The 24,067-nt window shown below is 35.4% G+C and carries 27 protein-coding genes; 19 read left to right on the top strand and 8 right to left on the bottom strand.

The window, feature by feature from the left end; all coding sequences use genetic code 11:
• Window positions 1-393 (bottom strand): DUF1885 family protein, encoded by a 393-nt coding sequence (locus AC3EMB_RS19415; RefSeq protein WP_001163297.1) that lies wholly within the window; start codon window positions 391-393, stop codon window positions 1-3.
• A 130-nt stretch (window positions 394-523) separates the two neighbouring features.
• On the opposite strand from AC3EMB_RS19415, the gene AC3EMB_RS19410 reads away from it, so the two are divergent.
• From AC3EMB_RS19410 to AC3EMB_RS19395, 4 genes are all read left to right on the top strand, one after another.
• Window positions 524-820: a DUF3055 domain-containing protein gene (locus tag AC3EMB_RS19410; RefSeq protein WP_000462038.1), complete on the top strand. Its 297-nt coding sequence runs from the start codon at window positions 524-526 to the stop codon at window positions 818-820.
• Between the two features lie 195 nt (window positions 821-1,015).
• Window positions 1,016-1,144 (top strand): GapA-binding peptide SR1P, encoded by a 129-nt coding sequence (locus AC3EMB_RS19405; RefSeq protein ID WP_000536778.1) that lies wholly within the window; start codon window positions 1,016-1,018, stop codon window positions 1,142-1,144.
• A 59-nt stretch (window positions 1,145-1,203) separates the two neighbouring features.
• The gene (locus AC3EMB_RS19400; RefSeq protein ID WP_000536803.1) at window positions 1,204-1,332 is read left to right on the top strand and encodes a GapA-binding peptide SR1P; all 129 of its coding nucleotides are present in this window, start codon (window positions 1,204-1,206) and stop codon (window positions 1,330-1,332) included.
• A gap of 44 nt (window positions 1,333-1,376) precedes the next feature.
• Window positions 1,377-1,505: a GapA-binding peptide SR1P gene (locus AC3EMB_RS19395; RefSeq protein WP_000536796.1), complete on the top strand. Its 129-nt coding sequence runs from the start codon at window positions 1,377-1,379 to the stop codon at window positions 1,503-1,505.
• Window positions 1,506-1,541: 36 nt separating this feature from the next.
• Here AC3EMB_RS19395 and AC3EMB_RS19390 read toward each other — a convergent pair whose 3' ends face one another.
• Together AC3EMB_RS19390 and speA are read right to left on the bottom strand one after the other, a co-directional pair.
• Window positions 1,542-2,372, bottom strand: coding sequence for a protein-glutamine gamma-glutamyltransferase (locus AC3EMB_RS19390; RefSeq protein WP_000635337.1), 831 nt, complete (start codon window positions 2,370-2,372; stop codon window positions 1,542-1,544).
• Between the two features lie 75 nt (window positions 2,373-2,447).
• Entirely contained in the window at window positions 2,448-3,920 is a 1,473-nt protein-coding gene (speA, locus tag AC3EMB_RS19385; RefSeq protein WP_423117136.1) for an arginine decarboxylase, read from the bottom strand.
• 364 nt (window positions 3,921-4,284) lie between these two features.
• On the opposite strand from speA, the gene AC3EMB_RS19380 reads away from it, so the two are divergent.
• Entirely contained in the window at window positions 4,285-4,554 is a 270-nt protein-coding gene (locus tag AC3EMB_RS19380) for a UPF0223 family protein (RefSeq protein WP_000456546.1), read from the top strand.
• Window positions 4,555-4,635: 81 nt separating this feature from the next.
• Here AC3EMB_RS19380 and AC3EMB_RS19375 read toward each other — a convergent pair whose 3' ends face one another.
• Window positions 4,636-5,262, bottom strand: a complete 627-nt coding sequence (locus tag AC3EMB_RS19375; protein ID WP_000155318.1) for a YktB family protein — start codon at window positions 5,260-5,262, stop codon at window positions 4,636-4,638.
• Window positions 5,263-5,468: 206 nt separating this feature from the next.
• On the opposite strand from AC3EMB_RS19375, the gene AC3EMB_RS19370 reads away from it, so the two are divergent.
• Window positions 5,469-5,657: a hypothetical protein gene (locus AC3EMB_RS19370; RefSeq protein ID WP_001250164.1), complete on the top strand. Its 189-nt coding sequence runs from the start codon at window positions 5,469-5,471 to the stop codon at window positions 5,655-5,657.
• A gap of 88 nt (window positions 5,658-5,745) precedes the next feature.
• Window positions 5,746-6,549: an inositol monophosphatase family protein gene (locus tag AC3EMB_RS19365; RefSeq protein ID WP_053563733.1), complete on the top strand. Its 804-nt coding sequence runs from the start codon at window positions 5,746-5,748 to the stop codon at window positions 6,547-6,549.
• 32 nt (window positions 6,550-6,581) lie between these two features.
• Here the strand turns inward: AC3EMB_RS19365 and AC3EMB_RS19360 are convergent, their stop codons facing one another.
• Window positions 6,582-6,761 carry a DUF5325 family protein gene (locus tag AC3EMB_RS19360; RefSeq protein ID WP_000400123.1) on the bottom strand — a complete coding sequence of 60 codons (180 nt, stop codon included), beginning with the start codon at window positions 6,759-6,761 and terminating at the stop codon, window positions 6,582-6,584.
• Between the two features lie 140 nt (window positions 6,762-6,901).
• Between AC3EMB_RS19360 and typA the strand changes: the two genes are divergently transcribed.
• From typA to AC3EMB_RS19345, 3 genes are all read left to right on the top strand, one after another.
• Window positions 6,902-8,746: a translational GTPase TypA gene (typA, locus tag AC3EMB_RS19355; protein WP_000914752.1), complete on the top strand. Its 1,845-nt coding sequence runs from the start codon at window positions 6,902-6,904 to the stop codon at window positions 8,744-8,746.
• 156 nt (window positions 8,747-8,902) lie between these two features.
• Complete coding sequence (locus AC3EMB_RS19350) at window positions 8,903-9,205, top strand: YlaH-like family protein (RefSeq protein ID WP_000893662.1); 303 nt, start codon at window positions 8,903-8,905, stop codon at window positions 9,203-9,205.
• A 14-nt stretch (window positions 9,206-9,219) separates the two neighbouring features.
• On the top strand, window positions 9,220-9,495 hold the full coding sequence (locus AC3EMB_RS19345; RefSeq protein ID WP_053563734.1) for a hypothetical protein: 276 nt from the start codon (window positions 9,220-9,222) through the stop codon (window positions 9,493-9,495).
• A gap of 35 nt (window positions 9,496-9,530) precedes the next feature.
• On the opposite strand, the gene AC3EMB_RS19340 is transcribed toward AC3EMB_RS19345, so the two are convergent.
• Entirely contained in the window at window positions 9,531-9,731 is a 201-nt protein-coding gene (locus AC3EMB_RS19340) for a YlaI family protein (protein ID WP_001995040.1), read from the bottom strand.
• A 145-nt stretch (window positions 9,732-9,876) separates the two neighbouring features.
• Between AC3EMB_RS19340 and AC3EMB_RS19335 the strand changes: the two genes are divergently transcribed.
• Together AC3EMB_RS19335 and AC3EMB_RS19330 are read left to right on the top strand one after the other, a co-directional pair.
• On the top strand, window positions 9,877-10,332 hold the full coding sequence (locus tag AC3EMB_RS19335) for a pyridoxamine 5'-phosphate oxidase family protein (RefSeq protein ID WP_000024600.1): 456 nt from the start codon (window positions 9,877-9,879) through the stop codon (window positions 10,330-10,332).
• A 246-nt stretch (window positions 10,333-10,578) separates the two neighbouring features.
• Window positions 10,579-11,907, top strand: a complete 1,329-nt coding sequence (locus AC3EMB_RS19330) for a PhoH family protein (RefSeq protein WP_000358083.1) — start codon at window positions 10,579-10,581, stop codon at window positions 11,905-11,907.
• Between the two features lie 31 nt (window positions 11,908-11,938).
• On the opposite strand, the gene AC3EMB_RS19325 is transcribed toward AC3EMB_RS19330, so the two are convergent.
• Window positions 11,939-12,436, bottom strand: coding sequence for a molybdopterin-binding protein (locus AC3EMB_RS19325; protein WP_454484129.1), 498 nt, complete (start codon window positions 12,434-12,436; stop codon window positions 11,939-11,941).
• Between the two features lie 155 nt (window positions 12,437-12,591).
• On the opposite strand from AC3EMB_RS19325, the gene AC3EMB_RS19320 reads away from it, so the two are divergent.
• The 3 genes from AC3EMB_RS19320 to pyc all read left to right on the top strand — a co-directional run bounded on the left by AC3EMB_RS19320 (window position 12,592) and on the right by pyc (window position 17,963).
• Window positions 12,592-12,879 (top strand): Fpa/YlaN family protein, encoded by a 288-nt coding sequence (locus AC3EMB_RS19320; protein WP_000135694.1) that lies wholly within the window; start codon window positions 12,592-12,594, stop codon window positions 12,877-12,879.
• A gap of 125 nt (window positions 12,880-13,004) precedes the next feature.
• Entirely contained in the window at window positions 13,005-14,183 is a 1,179-nt protein-coding gene (locus tag AC3EMB_RS19315; RefSeq protein WP_053563736.1) for an FtsW/RodA/SpoVE family cell cycle protein, read from the top strand.
• Window positions 14,184-14,516: 333 nt separating this feature from the next.
• The gene (gene pyc, locus AC3EMB_RS19310) at window positions 14,517-17,963 is read left to right on the top strand and encodes a pyruvate carboxylase (protein ID WP_000164055.1); all 3,447 of its coding nucleotides are present in this window, start codon (window positions 14,517-14,519) and stop codon (window positions 17,961-17,963) included.
• Window positions 17,964-18,048: 85 nt separating this feature from the next.
• Here the strand turns inward: pyc and ctaA are convergent, their stop codons facing one another.
• Window positions 18,049-18,984 (bottom strand): heme A synthase, encoded by a 936-nt coding sequence (ctaA, locus tag AC3EMB_RS19305; RefSeq protein WP_001188740.1) that lies wholly within the window; start codon window positions 18,982-18,984, stop codon window positions 18,049-18,051.
• Window positions 18,985-19,481: 497 nt separating this feature from the next.
• On the opposite strand from ctaA, the gene ctaB reads away from it, so the two are divergent.
• The 4 genes from ctaB to ctaE all read left to right on the top strand — a co-directional run bounded on the left by ctaB (window position 19,482) and on the right by ctaE (window position 24,067).
• Window positions 19,482-20,405, top strand: coding sequence for a protoheme IX farnesyltransferase (gene ctaB / locus AC3EMB_RS19300; protein WP_001015053.1), 924 nt, complete (start codon window positions 19,482-19,484; stop codon window positions 20,403-20,405).
• Between the two features lie 93 nt (window positions 20,406-20,498).
• Entirely contained in the window at window positions 20,499-21,548 is a 1,050-nt protein-coding gene (gene coxB, locus AC3EMB_RS19295; RefSeq protein ID WP_000745273.1) for a cytochrome c oxidase subunit II, read from the top strand.
• 60 nt (window positions 21,549-21,608) lie between these two features.
• Complete coding sequence (gene ctaD, locus AC3EMB_RS19290; RefSeq protein WP_170924972.1) at window positions 21,609-23,444, top strand: cytochrome c oxidase subunit I; 1,836 nt, start codon at window positions 21,609-21,611, stop codon at window positions 23,442-23,444.
• Window positions 23,444-24,067 (top strand): cytochrome c oxidase subunit III, encoded by a 624-nt coding sequence (ctaE, locus tag AC3EMB_RS19285; protein WP_000557861.1) that lies wholly within the window; start codon window positions 23,444-23,446, stop codon window positions 24,065-24,067. Before ctaD ends, ctaE begins: the two co-directional genes overlap by 1 nt.

Genomic DNA, 24,067 nt, shown 5'->3' with positions numbered 1-24,067 from the left:
TTAACGTTTATAAAAATACATTGTTCTTCCATTAAATAATTGTAACTCTCCTTCTAATTTCTTCGCTAAAAACCGGCAAAATTCATTTGCTTTCCCTTTGTCACCATATGTTGCATTAGGTGGTAAAGAAACTTGGATGAAAAATTGTTCATTTTCTATACCAACACCAATATAAATTGAGTCATACCGGTCGTGATTGGATTGAAGTTTTAATGTTGTTGTAGATGTATCTAAAATTTCATAAGGAAAAGCGGTATTTGTATACGTGTAATTAATTTGGGCACCAGTTTTAGAAGTAACTGTTTTATAATAATGAAAAAGTTGTTTTATATCATCTATTGAAACAGATTGTTGGTTGGATTTTGGTACAAGCGTAATAAAGGCGTGTTGCATATAAGTTCCCCCTAACTTAGTAGAATACTATCATTCTACATCCTACTGAATTTTTTGACAATTAAAAGGAGTATTACATGTTTTGTTTAATATACTATTAATGAAACGTGATGTAGAAAGGTGGAAACCAATGTTTGAAAAATTGTATGATGAGCATGAAAGTGTGAAGGTACGATTTTTAGGGTTTATGACACATGATACACGTTATGATTTTGGTGTTATTTATACAAATATGTTTTTTGGAAAACCGCTCATTGTTTGTATGCAAACAGGAAGGTCTACTTTACTCGGAAGAGATGATGTAGAGAATGTTCAATATATACAGGAGATTTTTAAATTAGGATCAGAAGAGGAAGCGAAGGAGTTAGCTCAGTTTTTCAAATTTCTAGTTCCGTCAACTTCTTTACATGCGGAATATGAAGAATAATTAATGTGAAACAGTCGTACTTATAAATATGGCTGTTTTTTATTTGAATATCGCATACTAATTAAAATTTAAAATATTTAATGTGTTATACTAAAAACCTATTGACGTAAAAAGTATAACATATTAAAATAAAGACAGAAAGTTAAGCGGTTACAAAAAAGTTTTTGGGATTATAAACTTAGGGGGAAATGAAAAATGGGAACAATCGTATGTCAAGATTGTGAAGGTACAATTGCACACTTCGAAGATGAGAAAGTAACGGTACTTTACGGGAAATGTGGATCTTGCGGATGTGATCACACAGAGCATACAAAAGCCCAATAATTGATAGGAAATGGACAGCTAAAAGTTTTTAGGACCATAAACTTAGGGGGAAATGAAAAATGGGAACAATCGTATGCCAAGTATGTGAAGGAACAATCGGACATTTTGAAGATGAGAAAACGACAGTACTTTACGGAAAATGTGGAACAAATTGTGACTGTGCTAGAAAAGATAATGCGAAAGCTTAATGATAGATAAATAGATTACTATTAAAACTCAGGGGGAAATGAAAATGGGAACAATCGTATGCCAAGTATGTGAAGGAACAATTGGACATTTTGAAGATGAAAAATCAACAGTACTATACGGGAAATGTGGATCTCATTGCGAATGTGACCATAAAGAACATACAAAAGCTTAATAATAAGAAAAAGCGCCTACATGTGTAGGCGCTTTTTTAATAAATTGTAGTTGTATGGCCAACTGTTGCAACGATTGCATCATCTCTAATTGGAATAAAGCTTATGGATGTCTGTGGTGTACTAGAAGAAGCGTATTGGCTCATTATACGGCTATCTATACGGGTAATAGTATCGGTCAAGAAAGCTGAAATAAAAGCGTAAGGGACTCGTCGTTCATTTAATGAATAAATAATTTCTTCTTTTGTTTTTACACCTACGCCATGTCCGTAAAAAAAGAAATTTCCTAAATAGATTGTGTTTTCTCCTTGCCACTCAATCGTAGCTGGATTCACTTGTGGATTTTTAAAGTAAACGAGGTCACCTGGAACAAGATCGCCACCGTTTTTTGTTATGAGTCTTAGATCTTGATCGTAGTCCCATGTATAAAGTAAAAGGTTTGCAAATAGACGATTGAAAGTTTCTTCCTCATACAATGATAATAAAGCTTTATAAAAAATAATGATCATAGCGGTTGCGCATTCAGTTCCATATAGTTTTCCGTTTTTGAAAATATCTTGTATGGCAATAGAAGGTGGTATGTTTGGAAGAAGCTCGAATCCTCCAAGGGATGTTCTTTTCCAATACTGGGGGTTGCAAAAGGATTGTTGAAATGTGCGAAACTGAAATCCACTTTGAAAAAGTTCTAGTGCAGAGATAATAATATTAACTCGTAAATTGAGATCAAAGCTGAGTTCATCAGCTGTTCGGAAGGAATAAACTTCTTGATTTCCTGCCATTATTGATAAAATTTGTTGTTTCTCTGCTGCAAATGGCTCATATTCATTTGTAATATAAGGATGTACAATAGAACGGCCTATTACAATCATAATAGTATCCCCACCTATACGTTACATTCTTTAGTATCGTATGAAGAAAAGGAAAAAAGGTGAAAAAAAAGCCTATCAACTGATAGGCTTGTACTCTTTAATAACACGTAATGTTTGTAATGTCATATCTTCAGGACCTTGTACAGGTAAACCTGCTTCTAAGTTTTTACGAATATACTCTAAGTTTTCTTGTGTAATAATTTCCCCCGGAGTAAAGATTGGAATCCCTGGCGGATAAACCATAACAAAATCAGCTATAATACGACCCGCTGCATTTTCAAATGGAATGACTTCTGTTTCCGAATAAAAAGCATCTCGAGGAGAAAGTGCTAGCACTGGAATTTCTGGAATCTCTACTTGTACTTGAACACCTTTATCTGCCCTATTTCTAAATGTTGCTGCTAAATCTTTTAATGCTGCAATAAGTGTATTTGTATCACTTTCTGTGTCTCCTAAAGTGATAAGACATAGTATGTTGTATAGATCTGAGAGTTCTACTTCAATGTTATATTGCTCTCTAAGCCATACTTCAGCTTGGTGGCCGGTAATACCTAAATCTTTTACAGATACAATTATCTTTGTAGGATCATAGTTAAAGGTAGCATCTGTACCTAACATTTCTTTTCCAGGACAGTAAAGATGCTCAATAGAATTTATAGCATCACGAACATGTTCAGCTAATTGTATTGTTTGTTCTATGAGTGCTGTTCCTTCTGTAGCAAGACGTTTTCTCGCAACATCAAGTGATGCTAACAAGATGTAAGAAGTTGATGTAGTTGTAAGCATGCTAATAATAGATTGGACATGTTTTACATTCACCAAGCCTTCTTTCACATTAAGAATAGAACTTTGAGTTAAAGAGCCTCCTAATTTGTGAACACTTGTTGCTGCCATGTCTGCACCAGCTTGCATCGCTGACATCGGCAATTCATCGTGAAAATGAATATGAACACCATGAGCCTCGTCGACTAGTACAGGGATGTCATAAGAATGTGCTAATTGTACAATCTGTTCTAAGTCTGCAGCAAATCCAAAGTACGTTGGATTAATAACAAGTAAGCCCTTTGCATCTGAGTGCTCTTCAAGTGCTTTTTTGACAGATTGAATTGTGATTCCATGAGAAATACCGAGTTTCGGATCGATTTCAGGATGCATGAAAATCGGTTTTGCACCTGAGAAAATAATAGCTGACATTACTGATTTATGCACGTTTCGTGGTACTAGGATTTTGTCACCAGGACCGCAAACGCTCATCACCATTGTCATAATAGCGCCACTTGTACCTTGAATAGAAAAGAAAGTATGATCTGCACCGAATGCAGCGGCTGCTAAATCCTGTGCTTCTTTAATCATACCTTTTGGATGATGTAAATCATCGAGTGGCGCAATATTAATTAAATCAATTGCTAATGCATTATGCCCAATAAATTCGCGAAATGTAGGATCCATGCCTTGTCCTTTTTTATGACCAGGAATATGGAATTGAATTGGATTTCGCTTACTGTGCTCAACTAAAGCGGTAAACAATGGTGTTTCGTATTGGGACAATCTATACACCCCTTCTTCTTCATAATATTTAATTTGTTTTATATAATCCTGCTCTAAAAAAGGTAAGTCCTTTTTTTAGAATGAGGCTTGTTTTTCTGCCATTCAAAAAATCGGTTTTGAGATGGTAGCTTCACTTTATTTTCTATAAAACAAAAGCATTATATCACCAATAATTATAGATGTATAGAAAAAAATATTTTTAAGGTGAGTATGTTTAATAGTTAGCCTCAACTAATGAATGGAGGAAGACAATTCCATTAAAATGAATAAATAGTGTATAATGCAGAGTGGCTATAATGAAGAATAAAACATTCTCTTTAAGATAGCATAATGAAACAAGAAGAAATGATAAATGAGGTGCGAAATGGAATATCAATATCCGTTAGATTATGATTGGTCAAATGAGGAAATGGTTATAATTGTGAAGTTTTATGAAGCAATTGAGAAAGCTTATGAAAAAGGAATTATAAGAGAAGAATTAATGGGTTTATATCGTCGTTTTAAAGAGATTGTTCCATCGAAAGCAGAAGAAAAGAAAATTGATAAAGAGTTTCAAGAAGTAAGTGGATACTCTATATATCGTGCTATTCAAAGAGCAAAGGAAGTCGAAGAACAAAAGCTCGTAAAAATGTAAAAAATATTTTGAAAAATAAAAACTGAAGTGATATAATGTGATAACAACTAAAAACGGACAATATAAATTGTCCGTTTTCTACTATCGATTACAAAGTGCATATAAAGGAAGGAGTGATTGCATCGTAGATTCAATCTTAGCAAGGAATTGTTCGTTGGTCATTGCTGAAAACTCCTCTGGTGATATATGAATACCAACTAATAATTCTGCTTTTTTTACAGTAGCTAGTCGTTCAATCATCTTTTGTAAGTCTTCGGTTTCAAGTGTTTTATGTAATTTCACACTTGGTTTAGTATGGTCAATGGACCAAACGAAGTCATTTGGAATATTTGTTTTTAAATCATTTAAATGTTCTAAGAAGGCATGAGCCGTCTCAACTTTTTGTGGACACTCATAGATTAAACCAAAGTATATGAAGGCATGAGTACCCCATAAGCCGATTTGGAAATGCGGTAGCATTTTATATCCTCGTTTATTTGTTGAAAAAGCAACCCAAGTATCGTTTGGTGGATTGACTTTGCGACGTGCGTGTTTTGCAACATGATAAAAAAAGTTCTCATCAGTGTGTTGGGATAAGTATTCTGCAAATTGTTCCCCTAAAGCTTCTAGCTTAGGATGAATGTTCGTTTTAATTGCACTCATTCGTTCTTCGAGACCATCAACTGTAAAGACATCAAAATCAGTTGACTTGAATGTTTGTATTGTCATGATTGTTCCTCCAACTCCTATTTTGCTTTTATTTTAGCATAGCTTGTACTATTCATAAAAAAAACAGCACAAAAAAATTTAAATAAAAAAATATAATTTTGTTGCATAGATGATTTATCCAACATAGTATAGTATAAAACAAAAAATCAGAAAATTGAATTAATTCTAGTCCGAGGGCAGACGAATATTGGGAGGAGGCAAATAATATGAGACAGGTGATTAATGCGTTAAAGAGAACAGATGCCGAAAAGAGAATACCGGTGCTACGTTTGGAGCTAGATTATGAATTAGCAACTTTATATGATGCGATGATGGAAGATGATAAACAGAAAAAAGAAGAGTGTGTACAAAAGTTAGAAGTGTTAAGACTTGAAATGATTCGTTTAGAAGCGTAATAATAGTATATGTATAAAAAATTAGTTGGTGCGAACCTTATAAAGGGTTCGTTTTTTCTGTGAACAGTAAAGATCGGAGTGTTTAAACATGCAAGAAGTATGGAAAGACATCGATGCACACGCCAAACGGTGGATTCGGGATGCAGGAGAGCATTTAATGGCATCCATGAAAAAAGCACTTATTATAGAAACAAAATCCAATGCAGCTGACTTAGTTACAAATATGGACCGAGAGATAGAACAGTTTTTAATTGGGAAAATTAAAGAAACATTCCCGAATCATAATATTTTAGGAGAAGAAGGTTATGGAGACGAGATAACGTCTTCTGACGGGGTTGTTTGGTTAATTGATCCAATTGACGGCACGATGAACTTTGTTCATCAAAAAAGAAATTTTGCAATTTCAATTGGGATTTATGAGAACGGTATCGGAAAGATTGGACTTATTTATGATCCAGTACATGATGAACTATATCATGCAGTCAAGGGATCTGGAGCTTTTTGTAATGATATATCAATTCCTCCATTGGAAAAAGGAACTGTAGAGCAAGGTATTGTAGCTTTAAATGCGATATGGCTTACAGATAATCCATTGCTTAATATGGAAAGTATGATGGCACTTGTTAAGAAAGCAAGGGGCACGAGATCGTATGGCTGTGCAGCGTTAGAGATGGTGTACGTTGCAACAGGAAGAATAGATGCATATGTAACGCCGAGATTATCACCATGGGATTTTGGCGGAGGACAGATAATTGTAGAAGAAGTTGGAGGGAAGGTAACGACATTCTCTGGAGCGCCACTTTCTATCATAGAGAAGAGCAGTGTGCTAGTTGCAAAACCAGGAGTGTATGAAGAAGTGTTATCTTTTATATCAGAGCCACAAAAAAAGTAAGAGGCTATGTATAAGCTTCTTACTTTTTAGCGTTATTGTGATTTGCGCATTTTTCTTTTTGTTACAAAACCGTATCCAACTGCAACAAATGTACCGATAATGCAAATAATAATACCGATTGGACTATTTTCAGCAATCATAATGCCGATACCGATTAAGAAAATAACACCGATAATTGCGGTTAATAAAAAGCGATATTGAATGTGTTCCATTTCTTCACCCTCCAATCTCATTTTACTTTCACAAAAGTGAGAATACAACTATATTTTCATTCTTGCTTTTATTTTAATTGCTATTGTATCCCCTTCGCTCTTATAATAGAGAAGGATTAAAAAGACATTAGGAGTTGGACATGTTGAAAAAACGACAAGATTTACGTAATATAGCAATTATTGCCCACGTTGACCATGGTAAAACAACACTTGTTGACCAGTTATTACGTCAAGCGGGGACATTCCGTGCGAATGAACATATTGAAGAACGCGCAATGGATTCAAATGATCTAGAAAGAGAACGCGGTATTACAATTTTAGCGAAGAATACAGCGATTCACTATGAAGATAAAAGAATTAACATTTTAGATACACCAGGTCACGCTGACTTCGGTGGAGAAGTAGAACGTATCATGAAAATGGTTGATGGTGTTCTACTTGTTGTTGATGCATATGAAGGTTGTATGCCACAAACACGATTTGTTTTAAAGAAAGCTCTTGAGCAAAACTTAACTCCAATCGTTGTTGTAAACAAAATTGACCGTGACTTCGCTCGCCCTGATGAAGTAGTTGATGAAGTAGTTGACTTATTCATCGAACTTGGTGCAAACGAAGATCAATTAGAGTTCCCAGTTGTATTTGCATCAGCAATGAACGGAACAGCAAGTTTGGATTCAAATCCGGCAAATCAAGAAGAGAATATGAAATCATTATTCGATACAATTATCGAACATATTCCAGCACCAGTTGATAACAGCGAAGAGCCACTTCAATTCCAAGTAGCACTTCTTGATTACAACGACTACGTTGGACGTATTGGAGTTGGACGCGTATTCCGCGGTACAATGAAGGTTGGACAACAAGTTGCTTTAATGAAAGTTGACGGAAGTGTAAAACAATTCCGCGTAACGAAATTATTCGGTTACATTGGATTAAAACGTCAAGAAATTGAAGAAGCAAAAGCTGGAGATTTAGTAGCTGTTTCAGGTATGGAAGACATCAACGTAGGTGAAACGGTATGTCCGGTTGAGCATGAAGAGGCTTTACCATTATTACGTATTGATGAGCCAACGCTACAAATGACATTCCTTGTAAATAACAGCCCATTTGCAGGTCGTGAAGGTAAATTTATTACATCTCGTAAAATTGAAGAGCGTCTTCGTTCACAATTAGAAACAGATGTAAGTTTACGTGTAGATAATACAGATTCTCCTGATGCATGGATCGTATCTGGACGCGGGGAATTGCATTTATCTATCTTAATTGAAAACATGCGTCGTGAAGGTTATGAACTACAAGTATCTAAGCCTGAAGTAATTATTAAAGATATCGATGGCGTAAGATGTGAACCTGTAGAGCGCGTACAAATCGATGTTCCTGAAGAATACACTGGTTCTATTATGGAATCAATGGGTGCACGTAAAGGTGAAATGTTAGATATGGTGAATAACGGAAACGGTCAAGTTCGCCTTACTTTCATGGTTCCGGCACGTGGTTTAATTGGTTACACAACAGAATTCCTAACATTAACTCGTGGTTACGGTATTTTAAACCATACATTCGATTGCTACCAACCAGTACATGCTGGACAAGTGGGTGGACGTCGCCAAGGTGTTCTAGTTTCACTTGAAACAGGAAAAGCATCACAATACGGTATTATGCAAGTTGAAGACCGTGGTGTAATCTTCGTTGAACCAGGTACAGAAGTATATGCTGGTATGATCGTAGGAGAACATACTCGTGAGAACGACTTAACAGTTAACGTTGTGAAAATGAAACAACAAACTAACATTCGTTCTGCAACGAAAGATCAAACTTCAACAATGAAAAAACCACGCTTAATGACTCTAGAAGAGTCATTAGAGTACTTAAATGATGACGAGTTCTGTGAAGTAACTCCAGAATCAATTCGTTTACGTAAAAAGATTCTTGATAAGAGCGAACGTGAAAGAGCTGCTAAGAAAAAGAAATCTGTAGAAGCATAAAAAAATAAAACAGCTACCTTTAAGGTAGCTGTTTTATTTTTTATGTTTATTTTTTAGAATATTTACTCTTTTTAGTGGACAGTATTTTTTTCGCAGGTTACTCTTGTATTAAGTACATAAAGAAATTTTGTTTTTTATGAGAAGGGGGGATAAATAGTGTTAGAAAGAATGTCTTTTTTTGCGAAATTATGTAAAGTTGATGAAAATCCAGAGTTAGGAATGTGGTTACTTTATGGGACGATTATTATATTAAGTGCTCTCGTCTATAATTTAGGATTTGCTAGAAAGTTGTCTGTATTAAAAAATATAGTAATATACATATCATTAGCAATTGGATGTACAGTATTAACCTTTTTTGCTGTATTTTTACCTGTTGGAGAAGGACTTGTTGTAGCGGCAATTGTACTTGGAATTTATAGATTGCGTTTGCGTCAAGCGAAACAACAAAAAGCAGGGTGAAGGGGCGAAGTTTTATGCGTTCAGTACAAGATGCACTATATAATTGGTTAACAATTAAAACAGTTGCGGAAGCACGTCCGGATGATAGTGCTGCAAAAGAAACGTATTTGTTATTTCAAAATATGATATATGAAGAACATAAATTGAAAAATGTGGAAGTTAAAAAGAACGAGGAAATGTATTTAATTACATATGAAATGAATGGGGAAAGGAAATCTGCAAGGTTTCCATTAGAAGCTATTGATTGTTTCTTGGATCAAATGAATCTTGAGCCTGAAAAATATAAATAAGTCCTTATCTATATGAGTAAGGACTTATTTACATTTTACCAATCGTCTTCGACTTTTTTATCACGATATAATCGGAAATTACCACTTGCATGACGTTCCATTGTACGCTCTGCAATTCGTTCCGAACATTCCATGCACATATATGTATGAATAGGGCGATTACGCAGTTTTTTTGCCATAGGATTTTCATCATCTAACATATCTTTTTTATCACAAATCATACATTTGACTCTCATTTCGTCACCTCAATACGAATTCTATCAGTATAAGTATATCATGGAAGTATAATGTTTTTGAATAATAGTGGGAAAAAATAATATTTTCGCAATTCGAAAAATAAGTTATGATAAGGATATACCAAGTATGTTTGGAGGTGAAAATATGGCGAATGTAGTAGAGCCTACTTTAACAGAGGGTTTAGTACAAACGTTGCGTAAAGAGTGTATTGTGATGATAGCAACGACAGATTTCGAAAAACAAGTTCCTAACGTAAGTGCTATTTCTTGGGTGTATGCAGTGAGCAAAACTAGTATTCGATTTGCAGTAGATCAACGTTCACGTATTGTGGAAAATATAAGGCATAATACAGGTGTAGTATTGACTATAATGGCGAATGAATCCGTATTTTCCATAAGTGGTGCAGGTGAAATTTTGACAGATAGAATGGAAGGTATTTCTTTGAAATTAACTGTAATAGAAGTGAATGTGCAAGAAGTACGTGATGTTATGTTTTATGGAGCGAAACTTGCAATTGAACCAACATATGAAAAAACATACGATCTTCGGGCGGCCAAAAAGCTGGATAACGAAGTGCTAGTAGGAATAAGAGAATTATAAATGTGCTAAATAAGAAATTCGTTTATTCACTTTTGTAATCGGTTATTGTGATTTAACGTTAATAATTATAATAAAAAGTAATATATTGAATAGAAATGAATAAAGAATAAATAAAAGGTTTAATGACTATGATTTTCGATTCTACCTCGTTTACACGGTACATATAATTATAACAATGGTTCGTCCATATTTTATGGATGAAACCCTTGTTCTACAAATTTAAAAGTGGAGTCAGGGGGTAACAGGTTGGATAAAATTTATGTGTTAGATACGAATGTACTTTTGCAGGATCCTTTATCTATTTTTTCATTTGAAACCAATGAAGTAGTGATTCCAGCAGTTGTATTAGAAGAGGTTGATTCGAAAAAACGTTATATGGATGAAGTAGGACGAAATGCTCGTTATGTATCTAAGTTAATAGATAAATTTCGTGAAATAGGAAAGCTGCATGAAAGTATCCCGCTAGAAAATGGCGGAACATTTCGTATTGAATTAAACCATCGTTCATTTGTGCAACTACAAGATATTTTTGTAGAAAAAACAAATGATAATCGAATTTTAGCTGTAGCAAAAAATCTATCTTTAGAAGAACAGGAAAAAGAGGACGGGAAGTCTGTTATTTTAGTAAGTAAAGATGTACTCGTAAGGGTAAAAGCTGATGCAATTGGTTTGAAGGCTGAAGATTATTTAAGTGATCGCGTAATTGAAGTAGAAAATATATATTCTGGCTTTTTAGAAGGATATATATCAAAAGAACAATTGGATTATTTTTATGAGAAAGGTGAATTGCCTCTATCTGAAATTGCGAATCACCCTTTTTACCCAAATCAATTTGTAGTAATGAAAGATGCATTAGGGGGCTCTAGTTCTGCGCTTGGCATTGTGGATCACTTAGGTAAGAAGGTAAAGAAACTTATTTTTCACAATGAACAAGTGTGGGGGATACGACCACGAAACGTGCAGCAAATTATGGGATTAGAATTGTTGCTTCGTGAAGATATTCCGCTTGTAACATTAACGGGGAAAGCCGGCACAGGAAAAACGTTACTTGCGTTAGCTTCGGGACTTATGCAAACAGAAGACTTAGGGTTATATAAAAAATTACTCGTTGCAAGACCAATTGTCCCAGTCGGAAAAGATATCGGTTATTTACCAGGAGAAAAAGAAGAAAAGTTAAGACCATGGATGCAACCAATTTTTGATAACCTAGAGTATTTATTTAATACGAAAAAGCCAGGAGAGTTAGATGCTATTTTAGCTGGAATGGGTTCGATTGAAGTAGAAGCCCTTACTTATATACGCGGGAGAAGTATTCCAGATCAGTTCATTATCATTGACGAAGCACAAAATTTAACAAAGCATGAAGTGAAAACGATACTAACTAGGGTAGGGGAAAAGAGTAAGATTGTATTGATGGGAGATCCTCAGCAAATTGATCACCCATATTTAGATGAATATAATAATGGCTTAACGTATGTTGTAGAGAAGTTTAAAGAACAGCGCATTAGTGGTCATGTGAAGTTTGTTAAAGGGGAGCGATCTAATTTAGCTCAACTAGCAGCAGATTTATTGTAAAAAGGAGTGAGCTTAAGCTCACTCCTTTTCTTTAAATAATTGTAAATTTACGGATGTTCCGGATTGGATTTTGTCGATTAGATCCATCATTGAAATAGAGATGAACAGGTCCGTCTTCTTTTAATGGCTTTCCTTCTTTTGAAAAACCTAGTATAGCATTTTTGACAGTTTCTAATGGAAGTGTCATTGTATGATCTACAGTTTCAATTTCAACTTGCGTAGCGTCGTCTAAAATTTCAGCGTTAGCAAGGAATGGATGAAATGATATACCAAATGTTCCAGTAATTAGCTGTTCTTTTTTATATTTCTTTACACTTTGTTGTATCGGCGGGAAGGCAGCACCATCACGAATTTCGCGATCCCAATGTTCTGAAGTGTTTTTTAAATAAGTTTCTAGTTCAGACGTGTTTTCTCTAGTTTCATCAAAGTAAGTTGTCAAATCTACTTTTCGATCATCAAAGATCCAAACAGTTGGATCAATAGTGATTGGAAAACGTACTTTTCCGTTAATAAATAAAATTTCGCTCATTGTTGTTCCCCCATTTGTGTTATACTCCCACTTTTCAGTATAATAGCATTAGACACTGTTGTCACAAAAAATGTTTCTATTGCAATTTATTAAAACTATCGCTAATATTAATAGATAGGATAGAGGAGAGTAGGACGGAAACGGAGGGAATCAATTTGGCGTCTGAGACAGTAGCAAATCATCAGGAAAAGGCACTAGCCCTTCTACAAGCGGATGCAGAGAAGATTTTAAGACTTATTAAGGTGCAAATGGACCATCTTACAATGCCGCAATGTCCATTATATGAAGAAGTGTTAGACACACAAATGTTTGGACTATCCCGCGAGGTCGATTTTGCAGTTCGCCTTGGTCTTATTGCAGAAGAACAAGGGAAAGCAATGTTAGGTGAGCTCGAACGTGAGTTATCTGCACTTCATGAAGCGTTTACAAACAAACAACAATAACGGGTTCAAATAAGGGGGCTCAAACTAAATTAGTTTGGGCTTTTTATTTGTATAATAAAGCAGGAAGAATCAATGTACATATGGAATACAACAATAATTAAATTGAAACAGAAAGAGGAAATGAAATGAAAAAAGTATGGAAATCAATGGATTATTCATTGTTACTTCCTCTTGTTATCTTATGTGTGCTGGGAGTAATAATGGTATATAGTTCTAGTTCCATTGTTGCGATTTCGAGGCATAACTGGCCGGCAAATTACTTTTTTAAAAAACAATTAATAACTTTAGCTATTGGAACGGTATTGTTAGTAATTGTAGCCTCGTTACCTTATAAGTTTTGGAGGAAACGAATAATTTTATCGGCGATGGGGCTAGGGAGTATTGCTTTACTAGCAGCAGCCTTGATTTTTGGTAAGGAAATAAATGGTGCAAAAGGTTGGATATTAGGTATACAGCCCGCTGAATTTGTTAAACTATCGATTATTATAATATTAGCTCGCTTTTTTGCAAGAAGACAAGAGACAAATACACCTGTTTTTAAAGGGTCGGGACTTACACTTGCTTTTGTTGGAATGGCAATGTTTTTAATTTTAAAGCAAAATGATTTAGGTACCGATTTGTTAATTGCAGGAACAGTAGGAATTATGTTTCTTTGTTCAGGAGTACGGATTAATTTATGGATTAAACGAATTGTTTTAACTTCTATAGTTTGGATTCCAGCGCTATATTTTCTGGCTAATTATAAATTAAGTGGGTACCAAAAGGCCCGTTTTTCAGTTTTTCTTGATCCATTCAATGATCCTCAGAATGATGGATTCCAATTGGTAAATTCTTTTATTGGAATTGCTTCAGGAGGGCTAAACGGTCGAGGATTAGGAAATAGTGTGCAAAAATATGGATATTTACCAGAACCGCAAACAGATTTTATTATGGCTATTATATCTGAAGAGTTAGGTTTTATTGGTGTAGCTATTATTTTAATTTGCTTGCTACTTATTATTATTCGTTCATTCAGGATTGCTCAAAAATGTAAAGATCCGTTTGGAAGTTTAATTGCAATCGGAATTGCAAGTTTAATGGGAGTACAAACTTTTGTTAATGTTGGTGGTATGTCTGGATTAATACCGCTTACGGGAGTACCTTTACCGTTTATTAGTTATGGCGGGAGTTCCTTAATAGCTAATCTACTTGCGATGGGAATACTACTTAATATTGCTAGTCATGTAAAACGAGAAGAGAAACAGCAGAATGAGGTAATAAAAGAAAGAGAACAAAATGGACCACATCTTGTAGTTGTAAAATAAAAAACACATCGTGCTTTAGAGCATGATGTGTTTTTTATTTTCAAGTAGTTTTAAATATGATGTATTAATTTCTCTTTCAGTTAAAAGATATATCACATTTGTTTAAATGTGATATACAATTAAGTTGTTAGAAAAGGAAGAGGTATGCTATACTATTTTTGTGAAACAAATTGCACAGAAAACTTATCATTTGTTAAAAAATAAGGTATGATGGATAAAAATAAAGTGAAGCTTTCTAAGTATAATATAATGTGGAAAGTGAAGAACTTCACGCTTTTTAAGGTGTGTATATATTTTATCTCTAGAGTGGTAGGAAAGTAGAGGGGGAAAATCATGACAAAGCTGCAACGTATTCAAAAAGTATTGGTAGCTAACCGTGGAGAGATTGCAATTCGTGTGTTTCGAGCTTGTTCGGAACTTGGATTAAAAACAGTTGCAATCTATTCGAAAGAGGATAGTGGTTCTTATCATCGCTATAAAGCCGATGAGTCCTATTTAGTTGGGGAAGGAAAAAAACCAATTGATGCTTATCTAGATATTGAAGGCATTATTGAGATTGCAAAAAGTAATCATGTAGATGCAATCCACCCTGGATATGGTTTCTTGTCAGAAAATATTCAATTCGCGAAACGTTGCGAAGAAGAAGGAATTATCTTTATCGGTCCGAAAAGTAAGCATTTAGATATGTTTGGAGATAAAGTGAAAGCAAGAACACAAGCGCAGCTAGCACAAATTCCAGTTATACCTGGTAGTGATGGTCCAGTAGATTCATTAGAAGAAGTCGAAAAATTTGCTGAAAAGTATGATTACCCGATTATTATTAAAGCGTCCCTTGGTGGTGGCGGTCGTGGTATGCGTATTGTGCGTACTAGTGAGGAATTAGGAGAATCATATAATCGAGCAAAATCAGAAGCGAAAGCAGCCTTTGGTAATGATGAAGTTTACGTCGAAAAATTCGTTGAAAAACCTAAACATATAGAAGTACAAATTTTAGCAGATGAAGAAGGCAATGTTGTTCATTTATACGAGCGTGACTGTTCTGTACAACGTCGTCATCAAAAAGTTGTAGAAATAGCACCGAGTGTATCACTTTCAGATGATCTGCGTCAGCGTATTTGTGATGCTGCTGTGAAGTTAACGAAAAATGTAAACTATTTAAATGCAGGGACAGTTGAATTCCTTGTAAAAGATGATGAGTTTTACTTTATTGAAGTAAATCCACGTGTTCAAGTAGAACATACGATTACAGAGATGATCACAGGAGTCGATATCGTTCAATCACAAATTTTAATAGCTGATGGACATGCATTACATAGTAAAATAGTAGGTGTTCCGAAGCAAGAGGAAGTGGTTGTACACGGATTTGCAATCCAATCTCGTGTAACAACTGAAGACCCACTAAATAATTTTATGCCGGATACAGGAAAAATTATGGCGTATCGATCAGGCGGTGGTTTTGGTGTGCGTCTTGATACAGGAAATAGCTTCCAAGGTGCAGTTATTACACCATACTACGATTCTTTACTTGTAAAAGTTACAACTTGGGCACTTACTTTTGAGCAAGCTGCTGCAAAAATGGAACGTAACTTAAAAGAATTCCGTATTCGTGGTATTAAAACAAATATTCCATTCCTAGAGAATGTAGTAAAACATAAAAACTTCTTATCAGGAGAATATGATACTTCGTTTATTGATGTGTCACCTGAACTATTCTTGTTCCCGAAACGTAAAGACCGCGGAACGAAAATGTTAAATTATATTGGTTCAGTAACAGTAAATGGCTTCCCAGGAGTAGGGAAAAAAGAAAAGCCAATATTCCCAGATGCTCGTATTCCATGTTTAAAACATTCAGAGCCAATCCAAAATGGAACGAAACAAATTTTGGACGAGCGTGGAGCAGATGGATTAGTAAAATGGGTACAGGATCAAAACCGTGTACTTTTAACGGATACAACATTCCGTGATGCACATCAGTCATTACTTGCAACTCGTATTCGTACAAAAGATTTACATCAAATTGCAGAGCCAACAGCAAGAATGTTACCAAACCTATTCTCAGCTGAAATGTGGGGCGGTGCAACGTTTGATGTCGCGTATCGTTTCTTAAAAGAAGATCCATGGGAACGATTACTAGATCTTCGTGAAAAAATGCCGAACGTTTTATTCCAAATGTTACTACGTTCGTCAAACGCAGTTGGCTACAAAAACTATCCAGATAATTTAATTCAAAAATTTGTGGAGTGTTCTGCTCAAGCAGGCATTGATGTGTTCCGTATTTTTGATAGTTTAAACTGGGTAGAAGGTATGAGAGTTGCAATTGATGCTGTACGAGATACTGGTAAAATTGCAGAAGCAACAATGTGCTACACAGGAGATATTCATGATCCATTACGTAGTAAATATGATTTGAATTATTATAAAAACTTAGCAAAAGAGTTGGAAGCATCGGGAGCTCACATTTTAGGTATTAAAGATATGGCTGGCTTACTAAAACCAAACGCAGCATATGATTTAGTTTCAGCATTAAAAGAGACGGTATCGATTCCGATTCACCTGCATACGCACGATACGAGTGGAAATGGTATATTAACGTATACGAAGGCAATTGAAGCAGGGGTTGATATTGTCGATGTAGCAGTGAGTTCTATGGCTGGTCAAACGTCACAACCGAGTGCGAACACATTATTCTATGCACTAGGTGGAAATGAAAGACAACCAGATGTTAATATCGATTCTTTAGAAAAGCTATCTCATTATTGGGAAGATGTACGCAAATACTATGCACCGTTTGAAAGTGGTATGAATGCACCTCACACAGAGGTATATATGCATGAAATGCCAGGTGGACAGTATAGTAATCTTCAGCAACAAGCGAAGGCGGTTGGTTTAGGAGATCGCTTTGATGAAGTGAAAGTAATGTACCGTCGTGTGAATGACATGTTTGGAGATATTGTAAAAGTAACACCGTCATCAAAAGTTGTTGGCGATATGGCGTTATTTATGGTTCAAAACCACCTGACAGAACAAGATGTTTTAGAGCGTGGACATGCTTTGGACTTCCCTGGATCTGTTGTTGAAATGTTCTCTGGTGATTTAGGTCAACCGTACGGTGGTTTCCCGAAAGAATTGCAAAAGATTATTTTAAAAGGGAAAGAGCCGTTAACAGTAAGACCAGGTGAACTACTAGAGCCAGTAGATTTCGATGCGTTAAAAGAAGAATTATTCCATAAACTTGGACGCGAAGTAACAATTTTTGATGTAGTTGCATATGCATTATATCCAAAAGTATTTATGGACTATGAAAAAGTTGCTGAGCTTTATGGAAATGTATCTGTACTTGATACACCGACATTCTTCTATGGTATGAGGCTAGGTGAAGAAATTGATGTGGAAATTGAACAAGGTAAGACATTGATGGTTAAACTTGTATCAATTGGAGAACCACAGCCGGATGGAAATCGTGTCCTTTACTTGGAATTTAATGGTCAACCACGTGAAATTGTCGTGAAAGACGAGAGTGTGAAAGCAACAGTTGCACAACGTGTGAAAGGAAACCGTGAAAATCCAAATCACATTAGTGCAACAATGCCAGGAACGGTAATTAAAGTAGTTGTAAAAGAAGGCGATGAAGTGAAAAAAGGCGATTCTATGGCAATTACAGAAGCGATGAAAATGGAAACGACAGTTCAAGCGCCGTTCAATGGTAAAGTGAAAAAAGTATATGTTAACGATGGTGATGCAATTCAAACGGGTGATTTACTTATTGAATTAGATCACTAAAATAAAAAAAGAGCTGTGTAAATACAGCTCTTTTCTTTATTGCAAAAAATCCCTTGCCGAATTGGCAAGGGATTTTAGTTTTAAATTATTTTGTTTGTTTAGAAGTTGATCCGGCTTCTTTTGCATTCACTTTACTTCTTGTTCCTAACATAACTAAATAGCATAGTACGGCAAACAAGCAAGAAATGAATAGAGAATGTAACAATGCCATTGCTAAACTAGCGTTTGTAAATACAACTAAAATTCCTACTACAGCTTGAAGTGTAACGAGGATAAATGAAATGATCCATCCCCAATATACTACAGGTTGCTGTTTGTAATGACGAATAGCGAGAATCATCGCGTAAAGTATCCAAGCGAAAATTAACATTGCTGCAACTCTATGGCCCATTTGAACCCATTCATGTAGTTGAGTTGGCATAGGTCTGTTTTTGCTACATAAAGGAAAGTCTGGACAGGCTAAGCTAGCTCGTTCGTGACGTACTAAAGCACCTGTGTAGACGACGATATAACTGTAAATTGTTACACCATAAATATGAAATTTCATTTTTTTGTCCATAATAAGAGAACGTGCATCAAATTTTTGGTCAATTTCAAAGATAAGACACGTTAATAAAATGACAGAAGCAAATGAAATTAAGGAAATACCGAAATGGATAGCAAGTACAGCTGGCATTTGTCCCCAAACAACTGCTGCTGCTCCCATTAATGCTTGTGCAACTAAAAATACGAAGGATAAAATTGCTAACGTTTTTGTTTCACGCACATGTTTATAATATTTCCAGGACAAAATACAAAGGAGAGTGACAAGAATTCCAGCTGATCCTGATGTTAATCGGTGGCTAAGTTCAATAATAGTTTCCATTGATAAATTAGATGGAACAAATTCACCGTTACAAAGTGGCCATGATTTACCACAACCTTGACCAGAACCTGTTTTTGTAACTAAAGCGCCTCCTAATAAAACTATTAATAAATCAAGGCTTGTAATGACTGCTAACCATTTAATAAAGCGTTGCAATCTCTTTCACCATCTTTCTGCTATGAAGTTATTGCGAAATATTTTCATCCCATTATGTATAGAATAAAACGCGCTAGTTCCTATGATATATAAAAAATAATAAAATAGCAAAGAAATGGAGGGGAAAGGAAAGGGGGAGAAAATAGGTGTAAAAACAGGGTTCCTAAGGAAAAATTTAGGTGAAAAATAGGCTATTTTGAAAAGAAATGGGGAGAATACGTGTTAAATAGGATAAAATAGTTTATTATAGAAGGTAACATCATGTTATGATAAGGACAAGTCAGAATGAAGTTTTTTATATTCGACACAAAAAGTTCATGTTTTCTTCACAAAATGTTCGGGAAATATGATTTAATATATTGGAGTATGGGCGTAGATTAGTAGTAGAATGGGTTAACAATGTTTCTACTGTAATAATATTGCTATATAGAAGCGAATTATTTCATTTGAAATAGGCGCAAAAAGAAAGATGAAAGTTTTAAGAGGGGGTTAGAGTGATGAACCATGCAACAAGTGAGCTGCATGATGAGTCCGCTGTTACAAGTGTACCGGAAACAACTCGGATACAAGATTTAAAAGCACTCGTTAAAATGGGGATTGTAAACTCAAATACACTTACTGTATTTACAGGATTTTGGTTGGCATTACACTTTAATGGATTAAGTGTAATGGACAATCTGGATAAGTTATTCTTTACAATCGTTGGTTCTGGATTAGTTATGGCAGGGGTATGTTGTTTAAACAACTACATTGATCGAGACATCGATCCATTAATGGAAAGAACAAAGACCCGTCCAACGGTTACTGGAAAGTATAAACCAGGATTTGCACTTACATTTGGACTAGTCATATTACTTCTTGGTTTTGTATTTTTATTATTAACAACACCAATGGCAGTCTTAATGGGATTTATTGGTGCTTTCACATATGTTGTTCTATATAGTTTATGGACAAAGAGAAAGTATACGCTAAATACTGTTGTAGGTAGTATATCTGGTGCAGTTCCACCTTTAATTGGATGGGCAGCAATCGATCCATCTTTAGGTCATCCAATTGCTTGGATGTTATTTTTAATTATGTTTATTTGGCAAATCCCACATTTCCTTGCATTAGCGATGAAACGTGTTGATGAATATCGAAATGCAGGAATTCCAATGCTTCCTGTAGTTCATGGATTTGAAATTACGAAACGCCAAATTATGATTTGGACAGTATGTTTATTACCACTACCATTTTATATGAGTGGACTAGGGATAACATTTATGGTAATTGCAACACTGCTTAACATCGGATGGATCGCTTTAGGATTTTATGGATTCCGTAAGAAAGATGACATAAAATGGTCCGTGCAAATGTTTGTTTATTCCCTAAATTATTTAACAATCTTATTTGTATCAATGATTGTAGTTACATTCTTCTAAGACAACGACATAATTGGATTTCTTTACGTTGAGATTTACTTTACTTAACTATAAAGTACAATCTAATTCACAAGGAAAGTGGGGGTTGTTTGTATGAAGAAACAGTGGCGACTGCTTTCGTTCGTTTCACTGCTGGCTTTACTGTTAGGGGGATGCGGTAAAGCCTTTCAATCTACTTTAATTCCGCAAGGAGAAGTAGCAAAAATGCAATATGATTTACTTCTACTGGCAAGTGCAATCATGGTAGGAGTAGTACTAGTAGTTACTATTATTTTCTTGTATGTAATTGTGCGTTTCCGACAAAAGAAAGGTCAGGAAGATTATATTCCAGAGCAAGTTGAAGGAAATCACAAGCTAGAAATTATATGGACAGTTATTCCGATTATTCTTTTACTAATCTTAGCTGTTCCAACGGTTACATATACATTCAAACTTGCTGATGTAAGTGCGATGGAGAAAAAGAATATTGATAAAGATACTATCGTTGTTGATGTAACAGCGAATCTTTATTGGTGGGAATTTTCTTATAAATCAGAAAAGATAGTAACTTCGCAAGATTTAGTCATCCCCACAGGTAAGAAAGTGTATTTAAATTTGAAGGGTGCCGATATTAAACACTCATTTTGGGTTCCATCTTTAGCTGGGAAAATGGATACAAATACAGACAATGTGAACAAAATGTGGTTAAAGGCAGATAAATCGGGCACTTATAATGGTTTTTGTACAGAATTTTGCGGCCCATCACATTCTTTAATGCAATTTAAAGTGAAAGCTTTAGATGAAAGCGAGTACAAAAATTGGCTTGCTGATATGAAGAAGATTGATGGGAAGAAAGAAGTAGCTTCAACAAAGGCGCAAGAGGGCCAAGAAATATTTAATAAAAGCTGTATTGGTTGTCACGCAGTTGGATCTAATGATAGTAGACCACCTTCCGCTCGTATCGCACCAAACTTAGCAAACTTTGCGGATCGCGATATGGTTGCCGGTATTGCCGAAAACAATGAAGAAAACTTAAAAAAATGGCTGAAAGATCCTGAAAATATGAAGCCAGGAAACAAAATGACTGGCAAATATGGCAACTTAACGGATGATCAAATTGATGCATTAAATGCATACTTACAAACGTTAAAAGTTGAAAAGTAAAGAGGGATTATTCGCGAAGGGGAGGTTGAAAACGTGAGTTCTGTAGCAAAAAAACAGGGGATGGGTGCTGTCATATGGGATTATTTAACGACAGTAGACCATAAAAAGATTGCCATTCTCTATTTAATTGCAGGTGGATTGTTTTTTGTAATAGGCGGAATAGAAGCTCTATTTATTCGCCTTCAATTAGCGATTCCTAACAACGCTTTTCTTGTTGGGGATGCTTATAATCAAGTATTGACGATGCACGGTACAACAATGATTTTCCTCGCAGCTATGCCACTCGTGTTTGCATTTATGAACGCCGCTGTACCACTTCAAATTGGTGCACGTGATGTAGCGTTCCCGTTTTTGAATTCACTCGGATTTTGGTTATTTTTCTTTGGTGGAGTATTTTTAAATTTAAGTTGGTTTTTAGGTGGAGCACCTGATGCAGGATGGACATCTTATGCATCTTTAGCTTTAGCCTCTAAAGGTCATGGTGTTGATTTCTATGTACTCGGTTTGCAAATCTCAGGTATTGGTACATTAATTGGAGGGATTAACTTCCTTGTCACCATTATTAATATGCGTGCGCCAGGAATGACGTATATGCGTATGCCGATGTTTACATGGACGACATTTGTAACATCTTCGCTTATATTATTCGCTTTTCCACCGTTAACTGTAGGATTAGGACTTTTAATGTTAGATCGTTTATTTGGAACAAGTTTCTTTAATCCAGCATTGGGTGGGAATACAATTATATGGGAGCATTTATTCTGGATTTTCGGTCATCCAGAAGTATACATTCTTATACTCCCAGCTTTCGGAATATTCTCAGAAATCTTCGCGACATTTTCGAAAAAACGATTGTTTGGTTATTCATCGATGGTGTTTGCGACTGTATTAATTGGATTTTTAGGATTTATGGTATGGGCGCATCATATGTTTACTGTTGGACTTGGTCCAGTTGCTAATGCTATTTTCTCAGTTGCAACAATGGCGATTGCGGTTCCGACTGGTATCAAAATATTCAACTGGCTCTTTACAATGTGGGGCGGAAATATTCGTTTTACGACACCGATGATGTGGGCAGTAGCTTTCATTCCATCATTCGTCATGGGTGGAGTTACAGGGGTTATGCTAGCATCTGCACCAGCTGATTATCAATTTCATGATAATTATTTCGTAGTAGCACATTTTCATTATGTAATCGTTGGCGGTGTTGTATTTGGTTTACTTGCAGGAGCTCATTATTATTGGCCACTGATGTTTAATAAAGTATTAAATGAAACATTAGGAAAGATAACGTTTTGGCTATTCTTTATCGGTTTCCATTTAACGTTCTTTATTCAGCATTTCCTTGGCTTGATTGGTATGCCGCGCCGTTACTACACATATCTTGAAGGGCAAGGGTTGGAAATGGGGAATATGATTAGTTCTATCGGAGCGGTGTTTATGGCTCTTGGGACGATTGTTCTTCTATTCAATGTAATTAAAACGACAGTATCAAAAGAAAAAGCTGGTCGTGATCCGTGGGATGCACGTACATTAGAATGGACGATGCCAGCACCGACACCAGAATATAACTTTAAACAACTACCATTTGTTCGCGGATTAGATCCGTTTTGGATTGAAAAACGTGAAGGTAATAAAGAGATGACAGCAGCGGAACCAATTGGTGATATTCATATGCCAAATCCTTCGTTTTCACCATTTGTCATTTCTTTCGGATTGTTTATAGCGGCATTTGGTGCAATGTATATGCAGGGCGGAAAAGATAAGTTCTGGTTATTAGTAGCAATTATTGGTTTAATCATTACATTTGGCGCAATGTTCTTACGTTCAGTAATCGATGATCATGGATACCATATTCATAAGGAAGATTTAGATGATAAGGGGGGCAAGGCATAATGCATGTAGATGAAAAATTAACGAATGAAACATTTCCAGCAGAGCCTGAAAAAGCAACCCTTGAAGGGAAAAATAAGTTTGTCGGTTTTTGGTTATTTCTTGGAGGCGAAACAGTGTTGTTCGCTTCCTTATTCGGAACATATTTAGCATTAAAGAATTCTACAAATGGTGGACCAACATCTCAAGAAATGTTCCAAATGCCACTCGTTTTCATTATGACGATGCTTTTATTAACGAGTAGCTTAACAAGTGTATATGCGATGTATCACATGAAAAACTTTAACTTTAAGAAAATGCAACTTTGGTTACTAGTAACTGTATTGCTAGGTTTAGGATTTTTAGGGTTTGAGATATATGAGTTTTATCATTATACACATGAATTTAAGCATACTATGAGAAGTAGTGCGTTTGGCTCTGCATTTTATGCTCTTGTTGGTACACATGGACTCCACGTATTGTTTGGGTTGTGTTGGATTTTAACATTAATCTTTAGAAATGCGAAGAGAGGTCTAAATTTATACAATGCACCGAAGTTTTATGTTGCATCAATTTATTGGCACTTTATTGACGTAGTTTGGGTGTTTATTTTCACTGTAGTATATTTAATGGGAATGGTGGGATAA

Source organism: Bacillus sp. LQ16, assembly GCF_057784645.1.
The sequence above is the reverse complement of the archived record's forward strand: the minus strand, read 5'-3'. Positions and strand labels throughout refer to the sequence as shown.

Coding starts and splice junctions, on each gene's coding strand:
- AC3EMB_RS19325 (WP_454484129.1), bottom strand. CDS start 12,436: ATGAGCGAAATTTTATTTATTAACGGAAAAGTACGTTTTCCAATCACT.
- AC3EMB_RS19360 (WP_000400123.1), bottom strand. CDS start 6,761: ATGGAACACATTCAATATCGCTTTTTATTAACCGCAATTATCGGTGTT.
- AC3EMB_RS19380 (WP_000456546.1), top strand. CDS start 4,285: ATGGAATATCAATATCCGTTAGATTATGATTGGTCAAATGAGGAAATG.
- ctaB (WP_001015053.1), top strand. CDS start 19,482: ATGAACCATGCAACAAGTGAGCTGCATGATGAGTCCGCTGTTACAAGT.
- AC3EMB_RS19415 (WP_001163297.1), bottom strand. CDS start 393: ATGCAACACGCCTTTATTACGCTTGTACCAAAATCCAACCAACAATCT.
- ctaE (WP_000557861.1), top strand. CDS start 23,444: ATGCATGTAGATGAAAAATTAACGAATGAAACATTTCCAGCAGAGCCT.
- pyc (WP_000164055.1), top strand. CDS start 14,517: ATGACAAAGCTGCAACGTATTCAAAAAGTATTGGTAGCTAACCGTGGA.
- AC3EMB_RS19390 (WP_000635337.1), bottom strand. CDS start 2,372: ATGATTGTAATAGGCCGTTCTATTGTACATCCTTATATTACAAATGAA.
- ctaD (WP_170924972.1), top strand. CDS start 21,609: ATGGGTGCTGTCATATGGGATTATTTAACGACAGTAGACCATAAAAAG.
- AC3EMB_RS19315 (WP_053563736.1), top strand. CDS start 13,005: ATGAAAAAAGTATGGAAATCAATGGATTATTCATTGTTACTTCCTCTT.
- coxB (WP_000745273.1), top strand. CDS start 20,499: ATGAAGAAACAGTGGCGACTGCTTTCGTTCGTTTCACTGCTGGCTTTA.
- typA (WP_000914752.1), top strand. CDS start 6,902: ATGTTGAAAAAACGACAAGATTTACGTAATATAGCAATTATTGCCCAC.
- AC3EMB_RS19375 (WP_000155318.1), bottom strand. CDS start 5,262: ATGACAATACAAACATTCAAGTCAACTGATTTTGATGTCTTTACAGTT.
- AC3EMB_RS19395 (WP_000536796.1), top strand. CDS start 1,377: ATGGGAACAATCGTATGCCAAGTATGTGAAGGAACAATTGGACATTTT.
- AC3EMB_RS19405 (WP_000536778.1), top strand. CDS start 1,016: ATGGGAACAATCGTATGTCAAGATTGTGAAGGTACAATTGCACACTTC.
- AC3EMB_RS19410 (WP_000462038.1), top strand. CDS start 524: ATGTTTGAAAAATTGTATGATGAGCATGAAAGTGTGAAGGTACGATTT.
- AC3EMB_RS19370 (WP_001250164.1), top strand. CDS start 5,469: ATGAGACAGGTGATTAATGCGTTAAAGAGAACAGATGCCGAAAAGAGA.
- AC3EMB_RS19335 (WP_000024600.1), top strand. CDS start 9,877: ATGGCGAATGTAGTAGAGCCTACTTTAACAGAGGGTTTAGTACAAACG.
- AC3EMB_RS19340 (WP_001995040.1), bottom strand. CDS start 9,731: ATGAGAGTCAAATGTATGATTTGTGATAAAAAAGATATGTTAGATGAT.
- AC3EMB_RS19345 (WP_053563734.1), top strand. CDS start 9,220: ATGCGTTCAGTACAAGATGCACTATATAATTGGTTAACAATTAAAACA.
- AC3EMB_RS19400 (WP_000536803.1), top strand. CDS start 1,204: ATGGGAACAATCGTATGCCAAGTATGTGAAGGAACAATCGGACATTTT.
- AC3EMB_RS19365 (WP_053563733.1), top strand. CDS start 5,746: ATGCAAGAAGTATGGAAAGACATCGATGCACACGCCAAACGGTGGATT.